The 18,038-nt window shown below is 63.4% G+C and carries 20 protein-coding genes; 14 read left to right on the top strand and 6 right to left on the bottom strand.

Translation table 11 applies throughout. From position 1 onward, the window contains the following. The first annotated feature begins 1 nt into the window (after nucleotide 1). From EN869_RS14045 to EN869_RS14055, 3 genes are read left to right on the top strand one after another with little or no spacing between them, the layout of a single operon-like run. Nucleotides 2-460: a GNAT family N-acetyltransferase gene (locus EN869_RS14045; RefSeq protein WP_127226320.1), complete on the top strand. Its 459-nt coding sequence runs from the start codon at nucleotides 2-4 to the stop codon at nucleotides 458-460. Further along, on the top strand, nucleotides 460-2,025 hold the full coding sequence (locus EN869_RS14050; RefSeq protein ID WP_127226322.1) for an amidase family protein: 1,566 nt from the start codon (nucleotides 460-462) through the stop codon (nucleotides 2,023-2,025). The genes EN869_RS14045 and EN869_RS14050 overlap by 1 nt, the downstream gene beginning before the upstream one ends. A gap of 31 nt (nucleotides 2,026-2,056) precedes the next feature. After that, nucleotides 2,057-2,854, top strand: coding sequence for a YdcF family protein (locus tag EN869_RS14055; RefSeq protein ID WP_127226324.1), 798 nt, complete (start codon nucleotides 2,057-2,059; stop codon nucleotides 2,852-2,854). On the opposite strand, the gene EN869_RS14060 is transcribed toward EN869_RS14055, so the two are convergent. Beyond that, on the bottom strand, nucleotides 2,827-3,546 hold the full coding sequence (locus EN869_RS14060; RefSeq protein ID WP_127226326.1) for a DUF599 domain-containing protein: 720 nt from the start codon (nucleotides 3,544-3,546) through the stop codon (nucleotides 2,827-2,829). The two genes, EN869_RS14055 and EN869_RS14060, sit on opposite strands and share 28 nt — an antisense overlap. 181 nt (nucleotides 3,547-3,727) lie before the next feature. Between EN869_RS14060 and EN869_RS14065 the strand changes: the two genes are divergently transcribed. The 3 genes from EN869_RS14065 to EN869_RS14075 all read left to right on the top strand — a co-directional run bounded on the left by EN869_RS14065 (nucleotide 3,728) and on the right by EN869_RS14075 (nucleotide 6,471). After that, a complete protein-coding gene (locus EN869_RS14065; RefSeq protein WP_127226328.1) occupies nucleotides 3,728-5,131 on the top strand; it encodes an L-serine ammonia-lyase in 1,404 nt (467 codons plus the stop codon). Nucleotides 5,132-5,214: 83 nt separating this feature from the next. Next, nucleotides 5,215-5,652, top strand: a complete 438-nt coding sequence (locus EN869_RS14070) for a DUF1489 family protein (RefSeq protein WP_127226330.1) — start codon at nucleotides 5,215-5,217, stop codon at nucleotides 5,650-5,652. 120 nt (nucleotides 5,653-5,772) lie between these two features. After that, nucleotides 5,773-6,471: a molecular chaperone DnaJ gene (locus tag EN869_RS14075; RefSeq protein ID WP_127226332.1), complete on the top strand. Its 699-nt coding sequence runs from the start codon at nucleotides 5,773-5,775 to the stop codon at nucleotides 6,469-6,471. Nucleotides 6,472-6,513: 42 nt separating this feature from the next. Here EN869_RS14075 and EN869_RS14080 read toward each other — a convergent pair whose 3' ends face one another. Beyond that, on the bottom strand, nucleotides 6,514-7,935 hold the full coding sequence (locus tag EN869_RS14080; RefSeq protein ID WP_127226334.1) for a D-alanyl-D-alanine carboxypeptidase: 1,422 nt from the start codon (nucleotides 7,933-7,935) through the stop codon (nucleotides 6,514-6,516). A gap of 287 nt (nucleotides 7,936-8,222) precedes the next feature. Between EN869_RS14080 and EN869_RS14085 the strand changes: the two genes are divergently transcribed. From EN869_RS14085 to EN869_RS14105, 5 genes are all read left to right on the top strand, one after another. After that, nucleotides 8,223-8,552 (top strand): phasin family protein, encoded by a 330-nt coding sequence (locus EN869_RS14085; RefSeq protein WP_127226336.1) that lies wholly within the window; start codon nucleotides 8,223-8,225, stop codon nucleotides 8,550-8,552. Nucleotides 8,553-8,829: 277 nt separating this feature from the next. Beyond that, a complete protein-coding gene (gene clpS, locus EN869_RS14090) occupies nucleotides 8,830-9,156 on the top strand; it encodes an ATP-dependent Clp protease adapter ClpS (RefSeq protein ID WP_040972327.1) in 327 nt (108 codons plus the stop codon). A gap of 6 nt (nucleotides 9,157-9,162) precedes the next feature. Beyond that, nucleotides 9,163-11,628, top strand: coding sequence for an ATP-dependent Clp protease ATP-binding subunit ClpA (gene clpA / locus EN869_RS14095; RefSeq protein WP_127226338.1), 2,466 nt, complete (start codon nucleotides 9,163-9,165; stop codon nucleotides 11,626-11,628). A gap of 228 nt (nucleotides 11,629-11,856) precedes the next feature. Beyond that, nucleotides 11,857-12,594, top strand: coding sequence for an AzlC family ABC transporter permease (locus tag EN869_RS14100; RefSeq protein WP_127226340.1), 738 nt, complete (start codon nucleotides 11,857-11,859; stop codon nucleotides 12,592-12,594). Continuing rightward, nucleotides 12,591-12,941 (top strand): AzlD domain-containing protein, encoded by a 351-nt coding sequence (locus EN869_RS14105; protein WP_127226555.1) that lies wholly within the window; start codon nucleotides 12,591-12,593, stop codon nucleotides 12,939-12,941. The genes EN869_RS14100 and EN869_RS14105 overlap by 4 nt, the downstream gene beginning before the upstream one ends. Nucleotides 12,942-12,953: 12 nt before the next feature. On the opposite strand, the gene EN869_RS14110 is transcribed toward EN869_RS14105, so the two are convergent. The 4 genes from EN869_RS14110 to EN869_RS14125 form a co-directional block, all read right to left on the bottom strand. Next, entirely contained in the window at nucleotides 12,954-13,382 is a 429-nt protein-coding gene (locus EN869_RS14110; RefSeq protein ID WP_127226342.1) for an HIT domain-containing protein, read from the bottom strand. A gap of 108 nt (nucleotides 13,383-13,490) precedes the next feature. Beyond that, complete coding sequence (locus EN869_RS14115; protein WP_127226344.1) at nucleotides 13,491-14,705, bottom strand: GNAT family N-acetyltransferase; 1,215 nt, start codon at nucleotides 14,703-14,705, stop codon at nucleotides 13,491-13,493. Nucleotides 14,706-14,795: 90 nt separating this feature from the next. Then, on the bottom strand, nucleotides 14,796-15,524 hold the full coding sequence (locus EN869_RS14120) for a glycerophosphodiester phosphodiesterase (RefSeq protein WP_127226346.1): 729 nt from the start codon (nucleotides 15,522-15,524) through the stop codon (nucleotides 14,796-14,798). Between the two features lie 8 nt (nucleotides 15,525-15,532). Further along, nucleotides 15,533-15,997, bottom strand: a complete 465-nt coding sequence (locus EN869_RS14125; protein WP_127226348.1) for a RidA family protein — start codon at nucleotides 15,995-15,997, stop codon at nucleotides 15,533-15,535. A gap of 138 nt (nucleotides 15,998-16,135) precedes the next feature. On the opposite strand from EN869_RS14125, the gene EN869_RS14130 reads away from it, so the two are divergent. The 3 genes from EN869_RS14130 (at nucleotide 16,136) to EN869_RS14140 (ending at nucleotide 17,935) form a co-directional block, all read left to right on the top strand. Then, complete coding sequence (locus EN869_RS14130; protein WP_127226350.1) at nucleotides 16,136-16,966, top strand: cell envelope integrity EipB family protein; 831 nt, start codon at nucleotides 16,136-16,138, stop codon at nucleotides 16,964-16,966. A gap of 82 nt (nucleotides 16,967-17,048) precedes the next feature. Beyond that, nucleotides 17,049-17,327, top strand: coding sequence for a DUF4031 domain-containing protein (locus tag EN869_RS14135; RefSeq protein WP_127226352.1), 279 nt, complete (start codon nucleotides 17,049-17,051; stop codon nucleotides 17,325-17,327). Then, nucleotides 17,324-17,935 carry a LysE family translocator gene (locus tag EN869_RS14140; protein WP_127226354.1) on the top strand — a complete coding sequence of 204 codons (612 nt, stop codon included), beginning with the start codon at nucleotides 17,324-17,326 and terminating at the stop codon, nucleotides 17,933-17,935. The genes EN869_RS14135 and EN869_RS14140 overlap by 4 nt, the downstream gene beginning before the upstream one ends. Nucleotides 17,936-18,038 lie beyond the last annotated feature (103 nt).

The following is an 18,038-nucleotide window of genomic DNA, read 5'->3' on the forward strand; positions in this document are numbered from 1 at the left end:
CGTGGCTGTCGAGATCGCCGTCGAGACGCCTTTGCAGGACGACGTGCGCGCGCTGGTCGCAGAACTCAACGCCGCGTTGCTCGAACTGACGCCGCCCGAGCATTGCTATCACCTCACCGTCGAGCAGATGGCGGGCTCGGATACGACCGTGTTCATCGCCCGCGACAACGGTATTGCCGTCGGCTGCGGCGCGCTGAAGCGCCATGACGAGGCGACCGGCGAGGTCAAGCGCATGTATACGCGGCCTTCGCATCGCGGCCAAAAGATCGGCGCCGAGATCGTCGGACGGGTCGAGGCGCTGGCCCGGCAGGAAGGGCTGACGCGCCTGGTGCTCGAAACCGGCGATCGGCATCCCGCCGCCTGGACCGTCTATGAGCGCGCCGGATTCACGCGTTGCGGACCGGTGCTGGATTATCCCGACTCCGAATGGTCGGTGTTTTACGAAAAGAGCCTTGCCTGATGAGCGATCTCACACATCTCACCATTTCCGAGGCCCGCGCCAAGCTGCGCGGCAAGGAGATCTCCGCGGCCGAGATCACCGAGGCCTATTTAGCGGCGATCGAGCGCGCCAATCCGGTGCTGAATGCCTATGTAACTGTCACCGCCGACAAGGCGCGCGACATGGCAAAGAATTCTGATGCCAAGCTCGCCAAGGGCGAGGCCGGCGCGCTGGAGGGCGTTCCGCTCGGCATCAAGGACCTGTTCGCTACCGAAGGCGTCCACACCCAGGCCTGCAGCCATGTGCTGGACGGCTTCAAGCCGCGCTATGAATCGACCGTGACCGCCAATCTGTGGGCCGATGGCGCGGTGATGCTCGGCAAGCTCAACATGGACGAGTTCGCCATGGGCTCGTCCAACGAAACCTCCTATTACGGCCCGGTCATCAATCCTTGGCGCCGCTCGCGTGTCGATACGGTCGTCATGCCGACGACGCATCAGGGCGATGGCGGCTTCGTCTCCGCCGGCGGCACCAGAACGCAGCGTACGCTCGACAACGCCCAGTTGGTGCCGGGCGGCTCCTCCGGCGGCTCGGCATCGTCCGTGGCCGCTTTCCTGTGCGCCGGCGCCACCGCCACCGACACCGGCGGCTCGATCCGCCAGCCGGCTGCCTTCACCGGCACGGTCGGCATCAAGCCGACCTACGGGCGCTGCTCGCGCTGGGGCATCGTCGCCTTTGCTTCCTCGCTCGACCAGGCCGGGCCGATCGCGCGCGACGTGCGCGATGCCGCGATCCTGTTGAAGTCGATGGCCTCGGTCGATCCCAAGGACACGACCTCCGTCGACCGCCCGGTACCGGACTATGAAGCGGCGATCGGCAGGCCGATCAAGGGCATGAAGGTCGGCATTCCGAAGGAATACCGCGTCGACGGCATGCCGCAAGACATCGAGGCGCTCTGGCAGAAAGGCATTGCCTGGCTGAAGGATGCCGGCGCCGAGATCGTCGACATCTCGCTGCCGCACACCAAATATGCGTTGCCGGCTTACTACATCGTGGCGCCCGCCGAGGCGTCTTCGAACCTCGCCCGCTATGACGGCGTGCGCTACGGCCTGCGCGTGCCCGGCAAGGACATCATCGACATGTACGAGAAGACGCGCGCCGCCGGTTTCGGCCGCGAGGTCAAGCGCCGCATCATGATCGGCACCTATGTGCTGTCGGCCGGCTATTACGATGCCTATTATCTGCAGGCCCAGAAGGTGCGCACGCTGATCAAGCGCGACTTCGAAAACGTCTTTGCCGCCGGCGTCGATGTCATCCTGACCCCTGCAACCCCGTCGGCGGCCTTCGGCATCGCCGACGAGGATATGGCCTCCGATCCGGTCAAGATGTACCTCAATGACATCTTCACCGTGACTGTGAACATGGCCGGCCTTCCGGGCATTTCCGTGCCGGCCGGCCTCGACGGCAAGGGCCTGCCGCTTGGCCTGCAGCTCATCGGCCGCCCGTTCGACGAGGAAACGCTGTTCCAGACGGCCAACGTCATCGAGCAGGCAGCGGGCAAATTTCAGCCGGAGAAGTGGTGGTAGGGTCATACCTCATCTGACAATGGGGTGAGGGATGTTCTACAATCTTTCGAAAGTCTTCTGGTTCTTCGGCCAACCGATCAACCTGGCGATCTTCCTGCTGCTTGCCGGCCTGTTGGCAGCGCTGTTCCGCCGCCGACGGCTGGCAGCGACGGTCAGCGTGCTCGGCATCGCGATCCTGGTTCTTTCGGCCTGGACGTCGGTCGGCGCGATGATGCTGACGCAGCTGGAAGAACGCTTTCCGAGGCCGCCATTGCCTGAAAAGGTCGACGGCATCGTCGTGCTTGGCGGCGGCTTCGAGGGCGCCATCAATCTGGCGCGCGGCGGTTATGAGCTGAACAGCGGCGGCGACCGCATGGTGGAAACGGCGATCCTCGCTCGCCGCTTCCCGCAGGCGAAGATCGTCGTGTCCGGCGGCAACGGTTCGCTTTTCCTTGATGGCGAGGGCGACGCCGACACGGCGCCGCGCCTGCTTGGCGCGCTCGGCGTTTCGGCCGATCGCCTGATCCTCGAGGATAAATCGCGCAATACCTACGAGAACGCTGTCTTCTCGCGAAAGCTTGTCGAGCCGAAGCCGGGCGAGACCTGGTTGCTGGTGACCTCGGCCTTCCACATGCCGCGCGCCAAGGCGCTGTTCGACAAAGCGGGCTTCCCGACCATTGCGTGGCCGGTCGATTATCGCACATCGGGCAGGGAAGGCGTCGGCTTCTACAGCGACAATCCCGTCGATTCGATGCAGGCGACCACCATTGCGGTCCGCGAGTGGATCGGGCTTTTCGCCTATAGGCTCTCCGGCAAGATCGATCAGTTCTTTCCCAGGCCGGGCGGCTGACCGAGCACCGCCTGCCGCGCCGCGGAGAAGAACTGGCGGCGCACCAGCACGGCCAGAAGCACCACCGTCGACATCACGAAGACGACCGGGTCGACGAACCAGCCGAGATAGCCGATCGAGAAGAAGACGGCGCGCAGGCCGGAATTGAAGTGCTTGCCGGCGAGCACGTTCATGCGCGTCGCCCGCCACACCGCCGTTTCGCTGACCGGATTGCGTGAAGCCGGGCCATGCGGCGTCGGCACCGCGCCGATCAGGATCGAGCAATAGTTGAACAGCCGGTAGGCCCAGCCGAATTTGAAGAAGGCGAAGGCGAGAATCAGCACTAGGCCGAACACCTTGGTCTGGAAGGCTTCGCGCGAGGAAGCCGCGCCGAAGGGCAGGTCGGCCAGAACCTGCAGCACGCGGTCGGAGGCGCCGAGCAGGGCAAAGCAGCCGCCGAGCGCGATCAGGGAGGAGGAGGCGAAGAAAGCGGTGCCTTGCTGCAGGCCGCTCATGATGGCGGTGTCGACAATGCGGATTTCGCGCTCGGCCATATTGCGCATCCAGGCTTCGCGCTGGGCGTTCATCGCGGTCGTCAGGGACACGCGGCTGATCAGCTTGCCGTCGGAGGCGAGCGTATGCAGCACCCAGGCGACCAGGAAGAAGGTCAAAGCCGTCAGATCTGCCATTGAGAGGTGGAGTGAGTCGCCCATGCGTTCTTGTAACACAGGCCGAGCCGGCACTTCGACGGGCGCCGCAACTGCCGGAGGGGCAATGTCGCTGGCGGAGCAAACAAGGTCGGCAGCCGCCGCGCCGCGACATGCAAAACAGCGGAAACATCCAGGGAATTCCTATATGTAAGTTTCTGACCGGCCCTCAGGAGACAACGGCCCCGTGTTCCTTTCGGTTTTCGACCTGTTCAAGATCGGCATCGGCCCTTCGAGCTCGCACACGATGGGGCCGATGACGGCCGCGCGCCGTTTCCTCGACGAGATCCTGGCCGGCGACTGGCCGCGGCCCTCGGGCGTCAAGGTCGACCGCATCGGCGCCAGCCTGCATGGATCGCTTGCCTACACCGGCATCGGCCATGGTTCCGACCGCGCTGTGATCCTCGGCCTGGCAGGCCAGACGCCGCAGACGGTCGATCCAGACGAGGCTGACGGCATCGTCGCCCGCATCAGCGCGGAGAAGCGGATTTCGCCGCCCGGGCATCCGACCTATCGCTTCGATCCCGCCAAGGACCTCGTGCTCGACCGCAAGACGCCGCTGACCGGCCATGCCAACGGCATGGCCTTCTATGCCTATGATGCTTCCGACCGGCTGCTGCTTAAGCGCATCTATTATTCGATCGGCGGCGGCTTCGTCGTTTCCGAGGAAGAGCTGCAGCGCATGAAGTCCAAGGGCTCGGTGACGACCGAGGGCAAGAAGGTGCCGTACCCGTTCAAGAACGCCGTCGAAATGCTGGCGATGGCGGCCAAGAGCGGGCTTTCGATCGCGGAGATGAAGCGCGCCAACGAAGAAAGACACATGTCGCGCGAGGAGCTCGATGCGGGGCTGGACGCGATCTGGAGCGCGATGAAGGGCTGCATCGACCGCGGCCTGTCGCAGGACGGCATCATGCCGGGCGGGCTGAAGGTGCGCCGCCGCGCGCGGCAGCTGCACGACAAGCTGCAGGAACAGTGGCAGCAGAACAGGCCCAACCCCTTACTCGCCAATGACTGGCTGTCGATCTACGCCATGGCAGTCAATGAAGAGAATGCCGCAGGCGGGCGCGTCGTGACGGCGCCGACCAATGGCGCCGCCGGCACGCTGCCGGCGGTGTTGCGTTACTGGCTGCATTTCCATCCCGAAGCGGATCAGCCGAGCATCCGCGACTTCCTGCTGACAGCCGCCGCCGTCGGCGGCATCATCAAATCGAACGCGTCGATCTCGGGCGCAGAGGTCGGCTGCCAGGGCGAGGTGGGTTCTGCTTCGGCAATGGCCGCCGCCGGCCTGTGCGCTGTCATGGGCGGCACGCCAGAGCAGGTCGAGAACGCTGCCGAGATCGCGCTCGAGCATCATCTCGGCATGACGTGCGATCCGGTCGGCGGCCTGGTGCAGGTGCCTTGCATCGAGCGCAATGCGTTGGGCGCGGTGAAGGCAGTGACGGCCGCCTCTTTGGCCATCAAGGGTGACGGCACGCATTTCGTGCCGCTGGACGCCGCGATCGAGACCATGCGCCAGACCGGCCTGGACATGAACGAGAAGTACAAGGAAACCAGCCTCGGCGGGCTCGCAGTTAACGTCGTCGAGTGCTGAGGTCTTGCCGAGACTCCAGGCTGGCCTGTGGAGAAGTCGCTCGAGGCGTTGACGCGTCAACCCTTGCGGCTAAATCTTGGGGCATGTCACTCAATCTCATCAAACTATGCGTCGGCTGCGACAGCGTCGAGGATCTCGAAGAGTGGATTGCCTTCCGCCTCGACGAGCGGCGCCGCGCCGGAGAGCCGGCCGAGCACTGGCACACCACCCGCATGGTGCCGACGCGCGGCAGCGAGATCACGGATGGCGGATCGCTTTATTGGGTGATCAAGGGCAGCGTCCAATGCCGGCAGTTGATCACCGAGATACGGCCCTTCACCGATAGTGAAGGCATCGGCCGCTGCCATCTGGTGCTCGATCCCGAGGTCGTGCGCACCGACTGGCAGCCGCGCCGCGCTTTCCAGGGTTGGCGCTATCTGAAGCCTGCCGACGCTCCCGCCGATCTCGGCAAGGGCAGGGCGGCGCTCGCTGAAATGCCGCCGAAGCTCAGGCTGGAACTGGCCGAGCTCGGCCTCCTGTAGCGCGGCCGCGTCTGGCCGAGGCACTGGCCCTTCGGCTCGTCCAGCGTGGGGCTTGCAAGCGCCGGACCTACGTCCCATCCTATTTCTTATGCTCAGTCATCCGTATGGCAGCGCAAACCGATGGGTGTGATCCTCGCATTGGCGGCAGTCCTTGTGGTGCTTTTCGGCGCCGCGGTGCTTTTTGTGCGCGCGGATGCGGCAAGGATGGCGGATAGCCTCAGGTCGCTTGGGCCGGCCTTGCTTGGCCTGGTCGGCGCGCCGATGCTGATCTTCGGCCGCAGCCTTATCGGCGGGTTGCTTCTGCTTGCGGCGCTGGCCTGGGTCGGGTGGATACGCACGCGGCGGCCTCCGGCCCGTGCGGCTGCCTCCAAGCACTCGACGGTGCGCACCGCCGCACTCGAAATGGACCTCGACCATGACAGCGGCAAGCTCGAGGGACTTGTCCTGGCCGGGCGTTATGAAGGCAAGATGCTTGGCGCGATGGGGCTGACGGATCTGCGCCAGCTTCATGGCGAGCTCAATCCGGATCCGGAGAGCCGCCAGCTTCTAGAGACGTATCTTGACGGCCGTTTTCCCGTCTGGCGCAAGGACGCGCAGCCGCACAGTGGCGACGGGCTGAGTGTTGCGCCAGGTGCGGGCGCCATGACTAAGGAGGAGGCCTACAAGGTCCTTGGTCTTGAAGCGGGGGCTGCCGCGGCGGATATCCGCAAGGCGCACCGCCGCCTGATGCAGCGCCTGAACGCCGATGTCGGCGGCACGTCTGTCCTGGCGGCGCGGATCAATGAAGCCAAGGACGTCCTGCTCTCCAATCACGACTAGTCTCCTTCGACGCTGAACTTTTTCGGGAGCTTCAAACACCGACTACTGCTGGACGGCGTAGCACGAGATTTTCTTCCGCTTGAGCGCATCGCAGGCCTTCCAGGCCGCGTCCTTCGAGCCGAAGCCGCCAAAGCGGGCGCGATAGTAGGTGGTGCCGTCCTTGTCGAAAGCGACGGTGAAGCCAGAGGCATCCGCCAGAACCTTCGGCGCCTGCTTGGCAGTCTGGTCGAGCAGGGTCTCGGCTCCCGCCTTCGTCGGCGAGGAAGCGACCTGCACCACCCAGCCCGAAGGCACCGACGATGTCTTGACCGGGTCGACCGCCGGCGCGGCGGGCGCTGGCTCAACATAGGCGGTGACGACCTGGGGCGAGGTCTCCTCGGCTTTGGGAGCCGCCGCCATGGCGGCCACGGCAACCGTCTTCACCTTATTGACCTTGATGACGGGCTTGGTTTCTTCGGCGGCCTGCTGGGTGTCGTCCTCAACGTCATCAGCCGAGGCAACGACGGCATCATCCGTTGCCGGTGCGGCGTCCGGCGTCGGCGCGTCTCGCTTGGGCAGGAAGACCTTGGCCAGCGTCTTGACCGGATTGTCGTTGCCTTTGGCGATGAGATCGCCACCACCACGCGTCGAGGCGCGCGGCAGATAGGTGTTGATCAGCGCAGCCATCTGGTTGTCGCGGCTGCGGCCGGAGGCGCCACCCATCACCACCGCGACCAGGCGGCGGTCGCCATCGGCGACGGAGGAGACGAGATTGTAGCCTGAGGCGCGGGTGTAGCCTGTCTTGATGCCGTCAACGCCCTTGATGCGGCCAAGCAGTCGGTTGTGGCCGTTGATGCGCTGGCGGCCATACAGGAAGGAGCGCTGCGAGAAATAGCCGTAATATTGCGGGTAGTGTTCACGCAGCGCGATGCCAAGCATCGCCATGTCATGAGCCGTGGTGAACTGACCCGGGTCGGGCAGGCCGTTGGCATTGCGGAACACGGTGGCGTTCATGCCGAGCTGGCGCGCCTTGGCCGTCATCATGCGGGCGAAATTTTCTTCGCTGCCGCCAAGCATTTCGCCGAGCGCGGTCGCCGAGTCGTTGGCGGATTTCGTCACGATCGACAGGATCGCGGTCTCCACCGGCACCGAGCCGCCGGCGCGAACGCCAAGCTTGGTCGGCGCCTCGGACGAGGCATGGGCTGAAAACGGAACCGGCGTGTTCTTGCTGATCCTGCCCTTCGCCAGCGCTTCGAAGGTGAGGTAGAGCGTCATCATCTTGGTGAGCGAAGCCGGATAACGCCGGCCATTGGCGTCGGCCGAATAGAGCACCTTGCCGGTCTTGGCGTCGACGACAATGGCCGAGGACCTTGCAGCCATCGCCGATGCTACATCCGCAACGACAACTGTCACCGCGAGCGCCGCGATCATAATTGCCTTGAGGGAAAAAGATTTGGAGACAAGCCCCGACAACGCCTGACGCACCGCTACTACCCTGAAATTTTCGTTGCCCCGGAGGCGGCTAGAAGTGCCTGCCTCACTTCTGGCCAAGCTATCGCGCCCAGCGTTACCAATCCGTTTATGGTAACCGCCGCGTTCACCATTTTTCGGCAAATCGAGCTTCTCTTTAATCGAATTTTACCGGCCGACGGTGCCTGGAACCCTGTGCAAGCCAACGGATTCTTGACTTTTGTGCATCGCACAATATATTGAGGTGCATTGCACAAGGGCGCCCGGGGCCAAAAGGGCGTTTCAACCAAGGGAAGAATGAAATGACCCAGACCTATGAGGACTTCTCGAAATACGGCAAGGAATTTGCCGACACAGGGCTGAAGAGCTTTGCCTCGCTCACCAAGGGCGCGCAGGCGATTGCCACCGAAGCCGGCGAATACACCAAGAAGAGCTTCGAGGCCGGCAGCGCCGTCGTCGAGAAGCTGTTCGCGGCCAAGTCGATCGAGAAGGCCATCGAGATCCAGACCGATTACGCCAAGCAGAGCTATGAGAGCTTCGTGGCCGAGGCCAGCAAGATCGGCAATCTCTATGCCGAGCTCGCCAAGGAAGCTTACAAGCCGTTCGAATCGGTCGTCGCCAAGGCGAAGTAATTTCGCCCGATCACAGCCGATACGGCCCACCGGCCTGCGGAAAGGACCCGGTCGCGGAAACGCGGCCGGGTTTTTTCATGGAAGATCGCAACCCTATGCACGTTGCCGCATTCACGATTGAGAAATTCGCTGAGGTTTGCCCACCTAGCCATATTGTCAGCTAAACAGAAGGGCTTAAAATCGTCCATCGAGAACCTACATGTTGAACTCGCATGAGGATTCGAAAAGGCTGGACTACGTGACGATCGGTTTGACTGCCACGGCAGGCGTGGTGCGAATGCAAAGTGACGGCGACCGCAACGATCCCGGTCGCGGCACCGCTGTCATCACGCGCACCAAAACCAAGACCAAGAAGCCTAGTCTTTACCGGGTCCTCATTCTGAACGACGACTACACTCCCATGGAGTTCGTCGTTCACGTCCTGGAGCGTTTTTTCCAAAAGGACCGCGAGGCCGCCACGCGCATCATGCTTCATGTTCACAATCATGGAGTGGGCGAGTGCGGTGTCTACACATTCGAGGTGGCCGAGACCAAAGTGTCCCAGGTCATGGATTTCGCCCGACAGAATCAGCATCCGCTGCAATGCGTGATGGAGAAGAAGTGAGGTAACATGCCGGCTTTCTCCCAAGGCCTGGAAAAGGCGCTACATCAGGCGCTGACATTCGCCAACGAGCGGCATCACGAGTATGCGACGCTCGAACATCTGCTGCTTGCCCTGATCGACGACACCGAGGCGGCCGCCGTCATGCGCGCCTGCAACGTCGATCTCGATGAGCTCAAGCACACGGTTCTCACCTATATCGACACCGAGCTCGACAACCTGGTCACCGGTTACGACGAGGATTCCAAGCCGACCGCCGGCTTCCAGCGCGTCATCCAGCGCGCCGTGATCCACGTGCAGTCGTCTGGCCGCGAGGAAGTGTCCGGCGCCAACGTGCTCGTCGCCATCTTTGCCGAGCGCGAAAGCCATGCCGCCTATTTCCTGCAGGAACAGCAGATGACCCGCTACGACGCGGTCAACTACATCTCGCATGGCATTGCCAAGCGTCCGGGCGCTTCGGAATCGCGCACCCCGCGCGGCGCCGAGGACGAGCAGGGCGGCCAGAACGGCGCCGAGCCGCAGGAGGAAAACGGCAAGAAGAAGCAGCAGGACGCGCTGACAGCCTACTGCGTCAACCTCAACAACAAGGCGCGGGCCGGCAAGATCGACCCGCTGATCGGCCGCGACAGCGAGATCAACCGCACCATCCAGGTGCTGTGCCGCCGCTCCAAGAACAATCCGCTCTATGTCGGCGACCCGGGCGTCGGCAAGACGGCGATCGCCGAGGGGCTGGCCAAGCGCATCGTCGAAGACGATGTGCCGGAAGTGCTGCAGGATGCCACCATCTTCGCGCTCGACATGGGCACGTTGTTGGCCGGCACCCGCTATCGCGGCGACTTCGAGGAGCGGCTGAAGCAAGTGGTGAAGGAGCTCGAGGACTATCCGGGCGCGGTGCTGTTCATCGACGAGATCCACACCGTGATCGGTGCGGGCGCCACATCCGGCGGCGCCATGGATGCATCGAACCTCCTGAAGCCGGCGCTGTCGTCCGGCGCCATCCGCTGCATCGGCTCGACCACCTATAAGGAGTTCCGCCAGTTCTTCGAGAAGGACCGCGCGCTTGTACGGCGCTTCCAGAAGATCGACGTCAACGAGCCGACCATCGAGGACGCCATCGAGATCATGAAGGGCCTGAAGCCCTATTTCGAGGAGTTCCACAAGGTTCGCTACACGAGCGAGGCGATCAAGGCCTCGGTCGAGCTGTCGGCGCGCTACATCAACGACCGCAAGCTGCCGGACAAGGCGATCGACGTGATCGACGAGACCGGCGCCTCGCAGATGCTGGTGCCGGAGGCCAAGCGCAAGAAGACGATCGGCATCAAGGAGATCGAGGCGACGATCGCCACCATGGCGCGCATCCCGCCGAAGACGGTCTCTGCGGATGACGAGAAGGTGCTGCAGGGTCTCGATGTCGAGCTGAAGCGCGTCGTCTACGGCCAGGATACGGCCATCACCGCGCTGACCTCGGCGATCAAGCTGGCGCGCGCCGGCCTGCGTGAACCGGAGAAGCCGATCGGCTCCTACCTGTTCTCGGGTCCGACCGGCGTCGGCAAGACGGAAGTGGCCAAGCAGCTTGCCGCCTCGCTCGGCGTCGAGCTGATCCGCTTCGATATGTCGGAATATATGGAGCGCCACACCGTCTCGCGGCTGATCGGCGCGCCTCCCGGCTATGTCGGCTTCGACCAGGGCGGCTTGCTCACGGACGGCGTCGACCAGCATCCGCACTGCGTGCTGCTGCTCGACGAAGTTGAAAAGGCGCATCCGGACCTGTTCAACATCCTGTTGCAGGTGATGGACCATGGCAAGCTGACCGACCATAACGGCAAGCAGATCGACTTCCGCAACGTGATCCTGATCATGACCACCAATGCGGGTGCGTCGGATGCGCAGCGCGCGGCGATCGGCTTCGGCTCGACCAAGCGCGAAGGCGACGACGTCGAGGCGATCAACCGGCTGTTCACGCCGGAGTTCCGCAACCGCCTAGACGCGATCATCCCGTTCGGTTCGCTGCCGGTGCCGGTGATCCATCAGGTGGTGCAGAAGTTCGTCATGCAGCTCGAGGCCCAGCTCTCCGAGCGTGGCGTCACCTTCGACCTGTCGCAGGACGCGATCGCCTGGCTGGCCGACAAGGGATATGACGAGCGCATGGGCGCGCGGCCGCTCGGCCGCGTCATCCAGGAGCACATCAAGAAGCCGCTCGCGGACGAAGTGCTGTTCGGCAAGCTCAAGAAGGGCGGCACCGTGCGCGTCACCGTCGAGAAGAAGGAAACCGGCGAGTCCGGCCTGAAGCTCGAGTCGCTCGCCGACGAGTCGCCGGTGCAGCCGAAGAAGGAAGAGCCGGAAGACGCGCCGAAGCCGAAAAAGGCAGTGGCCAAGAGGCCTGCGCCCAAGAAGGCCGTGGCGCAGAAGCCGGAGCCGAAAGGCAAGGACGGCAACAAGCGCAGCCTTGTGCCGCAACTGCCGCGCAAGAGCTGATAGGCCTTATCCCGAATTGCAGAAAAGCCCCGGCGACGGGGCTTTTTTGTTGCGAGGGAGAACGTGAAAATGCCGCACGGATCTTGCCGGCGTTTTCGGGCAGGGGTTGTGGTTGCCCGCGTGGCCGATGTCCTCCAACCGCCAATAGATTTTCCTGGATCAATGGAAAGACGATGCGCCGCTTTCGGTGCGGTCGCATCCCGTGGCCGCGCATGCTATGGCCGGCATATGTCGACTTGGACCTCGGACGCCACAGCGCTTCGTTCCATCTGGTTCCTGCGTGGTGTCCGCGCGGCCTTTTCCCTGCCTGGCCTGATCCTCGTCAGCTCGTTCATTGGCTTTGCCGCCTTGGCGAAAGACGCCGGGGTCACGGCCACACAGGCCGCTTTCATGACCGGAACGGTGTGGGCGCTGCCATCCATGGTCGTGCTGGTGGGCGCGATTGCGTCGGGAGCGGCGCTGCCGGCGGCAATCCTCGCCGTCACGTTGTCGGCGATACGTCTGATGCCGATGGTGATGGCGCTAGCACCCGAGATGCGCGCCGGGAAAACCCGGCAATGCGTGCTCTATCTCCTGGCGCATTTCGTGGCCGTGACCTCCTGGGTGCTGGCCATGGAGCGCCTCAAGCGCGTCCCGCCTCACATGCGTACGACTTACTATGCCGGCCTCGGCGGCACGCTGGTGACGACGAATGTCATCGTCGTGACCGTCGTCTATGCGGTGGCGGATGCGCTGCCGTCCGCCGTTTCGGCGGCGTTGCTGATGTTGACGCCGATGTATTTCCTGACCTCGTTGTGGGGGTCCGCACGCGAACGGGCAGGGCACGTGGCAATGGTCCTGGGTCTCGTCCTCGGACCGGTCTTCCACATAGTGTTGCCGCAGATCGATTTGCTGGTTGCCGGACTGATCGGCGGCACGGTCGCCTATGGCTCGCAATTGTGGCGGCGCAAGGTGCGCGCGGCGTGAGTTACTTTTCCAGCGGCGCCTGGTGGTGGCCATACCTGTTCATTCTCGTCGCCGGTTTCGCCGCGACGGATATCTGGCGCTTCCTCGGTGTCTATCTTAGCGGCAAGCTTTCCGAAGATTCAGACCTGCTGGTACTGGTTCGCACCATGGCGACGGCGCTTGTTGCCGCCGTCATCGGCAACCTGATTGTCTTTCCAGGCGGCGCGCTTGCGCACACTTCGCTTGGCTTGAGGATAGCGGCGGCGGCCCTAGGTTTCGTCGCCTATCTGGTGGCGGGAAAGCGCATGGTCGTCGGCATCGCCACAGCCGAGTTTCTGCTGCTGGCGGGACTTTGTCTGAACTTTTGATTTCGGCCCATCTCAGCCCGCCAGAGCCGCCCGGATCTTGCCGGCATTCTCGGCCAGCACCTCCGGCCTCTCCATCTGGCCGGAATGCGGCTTCAGCGGCACGCCTTCGAAGCGCGGCACGACGTGGACATGGAGATGGTAGACGGTCTGTCCCGAAGCCGGCTCGTTGAACTGCATGATGGTGACGCCGTCGGCATCGAAAGCCTTTTTCACCGCCACGGCCACCTTCTGCACGACCGCAAACAGCGGAGCGAACGTTGCCGGATCGGCGTCGAGCATGTTGCGAGACGGCGCCTTCGGCACGACCAGCGTGTGGCCCGTGCCTTGCGGCATCACGTCCATGAAGGCGACGACGGCGTCGTCCTCATAGACGCGGTGCGATGGAATCTCGCCGCGCAGGATTTTCGCGAAGATGTTGCCGGGATCATAGGCTTCAGCCATGGCGGGACGCTCCCAATTGCATTCGCCGTCCGGTGTAGCGAAGCCGCATCCGAGCGGCAAGGCGATTGGCGCGATCTGCCGGCAAGCCGCCTTTTTCGCTGCCCAAGATTATTCGTGAAGATCTTTGCGGAACGGCGTGTGCTCCTCGAGATATTCGCCCATACGCTCGACCTCGCGCCGCTCGCGCCTGAGGTAATCGGCAACGGCGTTGCGCAGGCCGGGATGCGAGATGTAGTGCGCCGAATGCATGGTCACCGGCCGATAGCCGCGCGCCAACTTGTGCTCACCTTGTGCGCCGGCTTCCACCACCTTGAGCTTGCGCTCGATGGCGAAGTCGATCGCCTGATGGTAGCAGACCTCGAAATGCAGGAAAGGGTGGTCCTCGATGCAGCCCCAGTTGCGGCCGTACAGCGCGTCGGAACCGATGAAGTTGATGGCGCCGGCGATGTAGCGGCCATTGCGCTTTGCCATCACCAGAAGGATGTCGTCGGCCATGCGTTCGCCGATCAGCGAGAAGAACTGGCGGTTGAGGTAGGGCCGGCCCCATTTGCGGCCGCCGGTATCCATGTAAAAGGCGAAGAAATCGTCCCAGGCTTTTTCGGTGATGTCCTTGCCGGTCAGCCAGTCGATCGAGATGCCGTCGGCGAGCGCCTCGCGACGTTCCTTCTTCATCGCCTTGCGCTTGCGCGAGGCCAGCGTGGCGAGGAAGTCGTCATAGGTCGAAAAGCCTTCGTTGAAGAAATGGAACTGCTGGTCGGTGCGATGCAGGAAGCCGGCCGCTTCCAGCGTCGCGACATCGGGCTCGTTGGCGAAGGTGACGTGCGCGGATGAGACGCCGAGCTTGTCGGTCACGAGCTTCAGGCCCTCCGCCAGGCCTGCCCGCACCGCGCCTTCACTCTCGCCTTTGCTGACCAGCAGGCGAGGGCCGGTGACCGGGGTGAACGGCACCGAGCATTGCAGCTTGGGATAGTAGCGGCCGCCGGCGCGCTCGAAGGCGTCCGACCAGCCGTGGTCGAAGACATATTCGCCCTGGCTGTGCGATTTGAGATAGCAGGGAACGGCCCCAAGCAGCCTGCCTTGCGCGGTTTCCAACCTGAGATGATGACCTTGCCAGCCGGTGCGCCGGATGGCGCAGCCGGAGTCCTCCAAGGCGCTTAGAAAAGCGAATGAAACCAGTGGGTTGTAGCCATTTTCTTTGTCGTTGCGCGTGGTTCCGGCAAAGCCGTTCCATTCCTCGCAGGTGAACGCGCCGATGCCCGCCGCGACGCGGATCGCATAGTCCGCGTTCGCTTCTTGTCCATCATCGTCGTCGCCTTGATCCATGGGGCTTATTTAAGCTCCGCCCGGGCCGCTACAAGTCACGTTTGAGGCACTTCGGATTTCAGGTCGTTTCGATTCTGGAATCATCTGCCTCTAGGCGACTTTCACCAGATCTGGCTCAAAGCCCTCGAAGGTCATCTGGTCGGCATATTTGAAGGTGAGGTCGACCGCCGGCTGGTCATGCACGGTCCAGGTGATGACAGGCATTTTGAGCTTCTCGCGGACGAAGCTGACGAAGGGGTTCGGCAGATCGCCGGCGGCATAGGAGGTGAAGGCGAGGTCGTGCGCCAGCATGGCGAAATGCGCTTCGATCAACTGGTTGTCCCTGCCGTAAGCGGTTAGCCCGCCGGGGATGCCCGGCGCGTCCTTGGCGAAATCGCGGATCAGCCAGTGATCGAACGACATGATCGCGACCTTGCCCTTGTAGGGCTTGAGCAGCCGGCCGACGCTTGCAACAAGGCCCGTGTCGTGGCCGGGTACACCTTTCAGCTCGACAACCAGCGGCACGCGGCCGTCGATCAGGTCGAGCGCTTCCTGCAACGTCGGCACATGGTCCTTGGTCCCGCCGATCCTCAGCGTCGCCAGCTCGGCCGCGGTGCGTTGCCAGACGAACCCGTCCTGGCCGGTCAGCCGTTTCAGGTCGCCGTCATGGATGATGACCGGGACGCCGTCCGACGAGATATGCACGTCACATTCGATGGCATAGCCGCGCTCGGCCGCCGCGGCGAAAGCCGACAGCGTGTTTTCCCAGCGCGTCTTGTTCATGTCGTGAAAACCGCGATGGGCGACAGGCCGCGCGATCAGCCAAGACAGGTCGGTCATTTCACGCCTCACTCGACTTCGAAGATCGCTTCGATCTCGACCGCGGCATTGAGCGGCAGCGAGGCGGTGCCGACAGCGGAGCGGGCATGCTTGCCGCGCTCGCCGAGGGCCGCGACCAGAAAGTCGGAGGCGCCGTTGGCGACCAGATGCTGCTCGACGAAATCCGGCGCGGAAGCGACGAAGACGGTGATCTTGACCAGCCGGCGGATCTTCTCGAGATCGCCCAGGGCAGCCTTGGCCTGCGCCAGGATGTTGATGGCGCAGTATTTCGCGCCCTCCTTGCCGGCGGCCGTGTCGATGTCGCGGCCGAGCAGCCCGCTTGCCTGCAGCTTGCCGTCCTTCAATGGCAGCTGGCCGGCGGTGAACAGCATGTTGCCGGTGCGGCAATAGGGCACGTAGTTGGCGGCAGGCGCGGCGGCGGCCGGAATGGTCACGCCGAGATCGCTTAGCCGCTTTTCGATTGTTTCGCTCATTGGTTTTCCCTATTGCTGGAAGACGCCGCGTTGGCCGGGCCGAAATTGCTATTTTTGCCTCGCTTCCGCCACGACTTTTTTTAAGCTGGACTATCTTTCCCTGCGGCCTGCCCATGACCGCGACGATCGGAGCAACGTATGCGCGCAACGCGCCTTTTCCTCGCCGCCGCCTGCATCTCGGCGGCGTATCCGATGGCGCCGGCCTTTGCGGTGCCGGCGTTGCAGGCGCATCGCGCCGTCTACGATCTGACGCTCAACAAAGCGTCCGACCGTTCGGGCATCACCGGCATCACCGGCCGCATGGTCTATGAGTTCAACGGCTCGGCCTGCGAAGGTTATACGGTCAAGTTCCGCTTCGTTACCCAGATCGTCACCAACGACAACACCAGGCTGACCGACCAGCAGACGACGACTTTCGAGGACGCCGAAGGCAAGACCTTTTCCTTCGTGACCAAATCCTTCGTCGACCAGAACCTCGACAAGGAGGTGAGAGGCACCGCCACCAGGGAGGCGAAGGGCCTCAAGGTTGATATCGACAAGCCGGAGAAGAGCAGCCTCGAGCTCGCGGCCACGCAGTTCCCGACCCAGCATCTGGTCGAGCTGATCGGCAAGGCCGAGAATGGTGAGAACTTCTACCAGACCAATCTGTTCGACGGCTCCGAGGACGCCAACAAGGTGATGGCCACTACCGTCATCGTCGGCAAGAAGACTGATGCCGACAAGACGGATCCGGAAGCGCCGGCGCTAGCCAAGCTCGCCTCGGACAAATATTGGCCGGTCGACATCGCCTATTTCGACGATACCGACAAAAGCGGCGAGGAGGTGCCGGAGTACCGGATCAGCTTCAAGCTGCACGAGAACGGCATCACCCGCGACCTCGTCATGGACTATGGCGACTTCTCGATGACCGGCAAGCTGGTGAACCTGTCGCTGTTCGACCAGACCAAGCCTTGCCCGGCTTCGAAATAGCGATTCCCGACGATCGGCGACCCGGCTTGTGGGCCCGGCCTCAAGGCGCCATGTGTGAGGCTTACCAAGTGCGGCGAGCCTGATGGCAGTCTATGTCGATGCGGCGATCTGGAAATGGGCCGGCCACCGCTGGTGCCACCTGCTTGCCGACGAGGTCGATGAACTGCATCGCTTCGCCGCCGAACTTGGCGTCAAACGCTCGTCCTACCAGGGGCCGCCCAAGACGTCGGCGCCGCACTACGATATAACCGGCTTCGAGCGCGACCGCGCGGTGCGGCTCGGGGCCGTCGAATGCAGCCGCGAGGAGATCGTGACGGTCTTCCGCCGTGTGCGGGTGCCGAATGGGAAGGTGAGACGATGACGGTGACGGCGTTCCTGGCCTATTGCGTCGCAATCACATTGGCAGCCGCCACGCCCGGACCGGCGATGTTCGCGGTCATCACCAATGGTCTGTCACGTGGGTTTTTGCGCGCTTTCATAGCCGGTGTAGGGGTCGCCGCGGGTGACGCCGTGCTGGTCACCCTGGCGCTGCTCGGACTGGTGGCGCTTGCCCAAACCTTCGAATGGATTTTTCTTTTGCTGAAATACGCGGGCGCCGCGTACCTCGTCTTTCTCGGGATCAGGATGTGGCGAGCCGCCGCCAAGCAACCGGACGAATCTCCTCGGTCGCAGGCGCGGCTGTCGCGGTCCTTCATTCTCGGCGCCTCCATTGCGCTCGGCAATCCGAAGGGGATTCTCTTCCACGCCTCCATCATGCCACTGATCTTGAACCTCGACACCATGACCTTTGCCGATGGCCTGCTCGTGGTGCTTGTCGTGATCAGCGTGAATGTCATTACGATGGGCATCTACGCCGCGATGGCCGGCCGGGCAGCCGGGTGGTTCAACACCCCGAGGCGCATGCGCCTGATGAACAGGTTCGCCGGCGGTGCGATGATCGGCACCGGTGCGCTGATTGCCGCACGTTGAGCCGCGCAGCGATGCACGGCTTGCGTTTGCCGGACTTCCCCTCTATATGCGCGCTCATTCCACACACGGACTTTGGTGTCTGCCCGGGAGAAATCCGGCTGAA

It is taken from the genome of Mesorhizobium sp. M2D.F.Ca.ET.226.01.1.1, assembly GCF_004022705.2.
GTDB lineage: Bacteria > Pseudomonadota > Alphaproteobacteria > Rhizobiales > Rhizobiaceae > Mesorhizobium.

Bases quoted from the DNA above. Each gene is read 5' to 3' on its own strand.
- EN869_RS14135 (WP_127226352.1), top strand. From the start codon at position 17,049: ATGGCAGTCTATGTCGATGCGGCGATCTGGAAATGGGCCGGCCACCGC.
- EN869_RS14070 (WP_127226330.1), top strand. From the start codon at position 5,215: ATGTCACTCAATCTCATCAAACTATGCGTCGGCTGCGACAGCGTCGAG.
- EN869_RS14085 (WP_127226336.1), top strand. From the start codon at position 8,223: ATGACCCAGACCTATGAGGACTTCTCGAAATACGGCAAGGAATTTGCC.
- EN869_RS14130 (WP_127226350.1), top strand. From the start codon at position 16,136: ATGCGCGCAACGCGCCTTTTCCTCGCCGCCGCCTGCATCTCGGCGGCG.
- EN869_RS14140 (WP_127226354.1), top strand. From the start codon at position 17,324: ATGACGGTGACGGCGTTCCTGGCCTATTGCGTCGCAATCACATTGGCA.
- EN869_RS14060 (WP_127226326.1), bottom strand. From the start codon at position 3,546: ATGGGCGACTCACTCCACCTCTCAATGGCAGATCTGACGGCTTTGACC.
- EN869_RS14075 (WP_127226332.1), top strand. From the start codon at position 5,773: ATGGGTGTGATCCTCGCATTGGCGGCAGTCCTTGTGGTGCTTTTCGGC.
- clpA (WP_127226338.1), top strand. From the start codon at position 9,163: ATGCCGGCTTTCTCCCAAGGCCTGGAAAAGGCGCTACATCAGGCGCTG.
- EN869_RS14055 (WP_127226324.1), top strand. From the start codon at position 2,057: ATGTTCTACAATCTTTCGAAAGTCTTCTGGTTCTTCGGCCAACCGATC.
- EN869_RS14100 (WP_127226340.1), top strand. From the start codon at position 11,857: ATGTCGACTTGGACCTCGGACGCCACAGCGCTTCGTTCCATCTGGTTC.
- clpS (WP_040972327.1), top strand. From the start codon at position 8,830: ATGCAAAGTGACGGCGACCGCAACGATCCCGGTCGCGGCACCGCTGTC.
- EN869_RS14110 (WP_127226342.1), bottom strand. From the start codon at position 13,382: ATGGCTGAAGCCTATGATCCCGGCAACATCTTCGCGAAAATCCTGCGC.
- EN869_RS14115 (WP_127226344.1), bottom strand. From the start codon at position 14,705: ATGGATCAAGGCGACGACGATGATGGACAAGAAGCGAACGCGGACTAT.
- EN869_RS14050 (WP_127226322.1), top strand. From the start codon at position 460: ATGAGCGATCTCACACATCTCACCATTTCCGAGGCCCGCGCCAAGCTG.
- EN869_RS14125 (WP_127226348.1), bottom strand. From the start codon at position 15,997: ATGAGCGAAACAATCGAAAAGCGGCTAAGCGATCTCGGCGTGACCATT.
- EN869_RS14120 (WP_127226346.1), bottom strand. From the start codon at position 15,524: ATGACCGACCTGTCTTGGCTGATCGCGCGGCCTGTCGCCCATCGCGGT.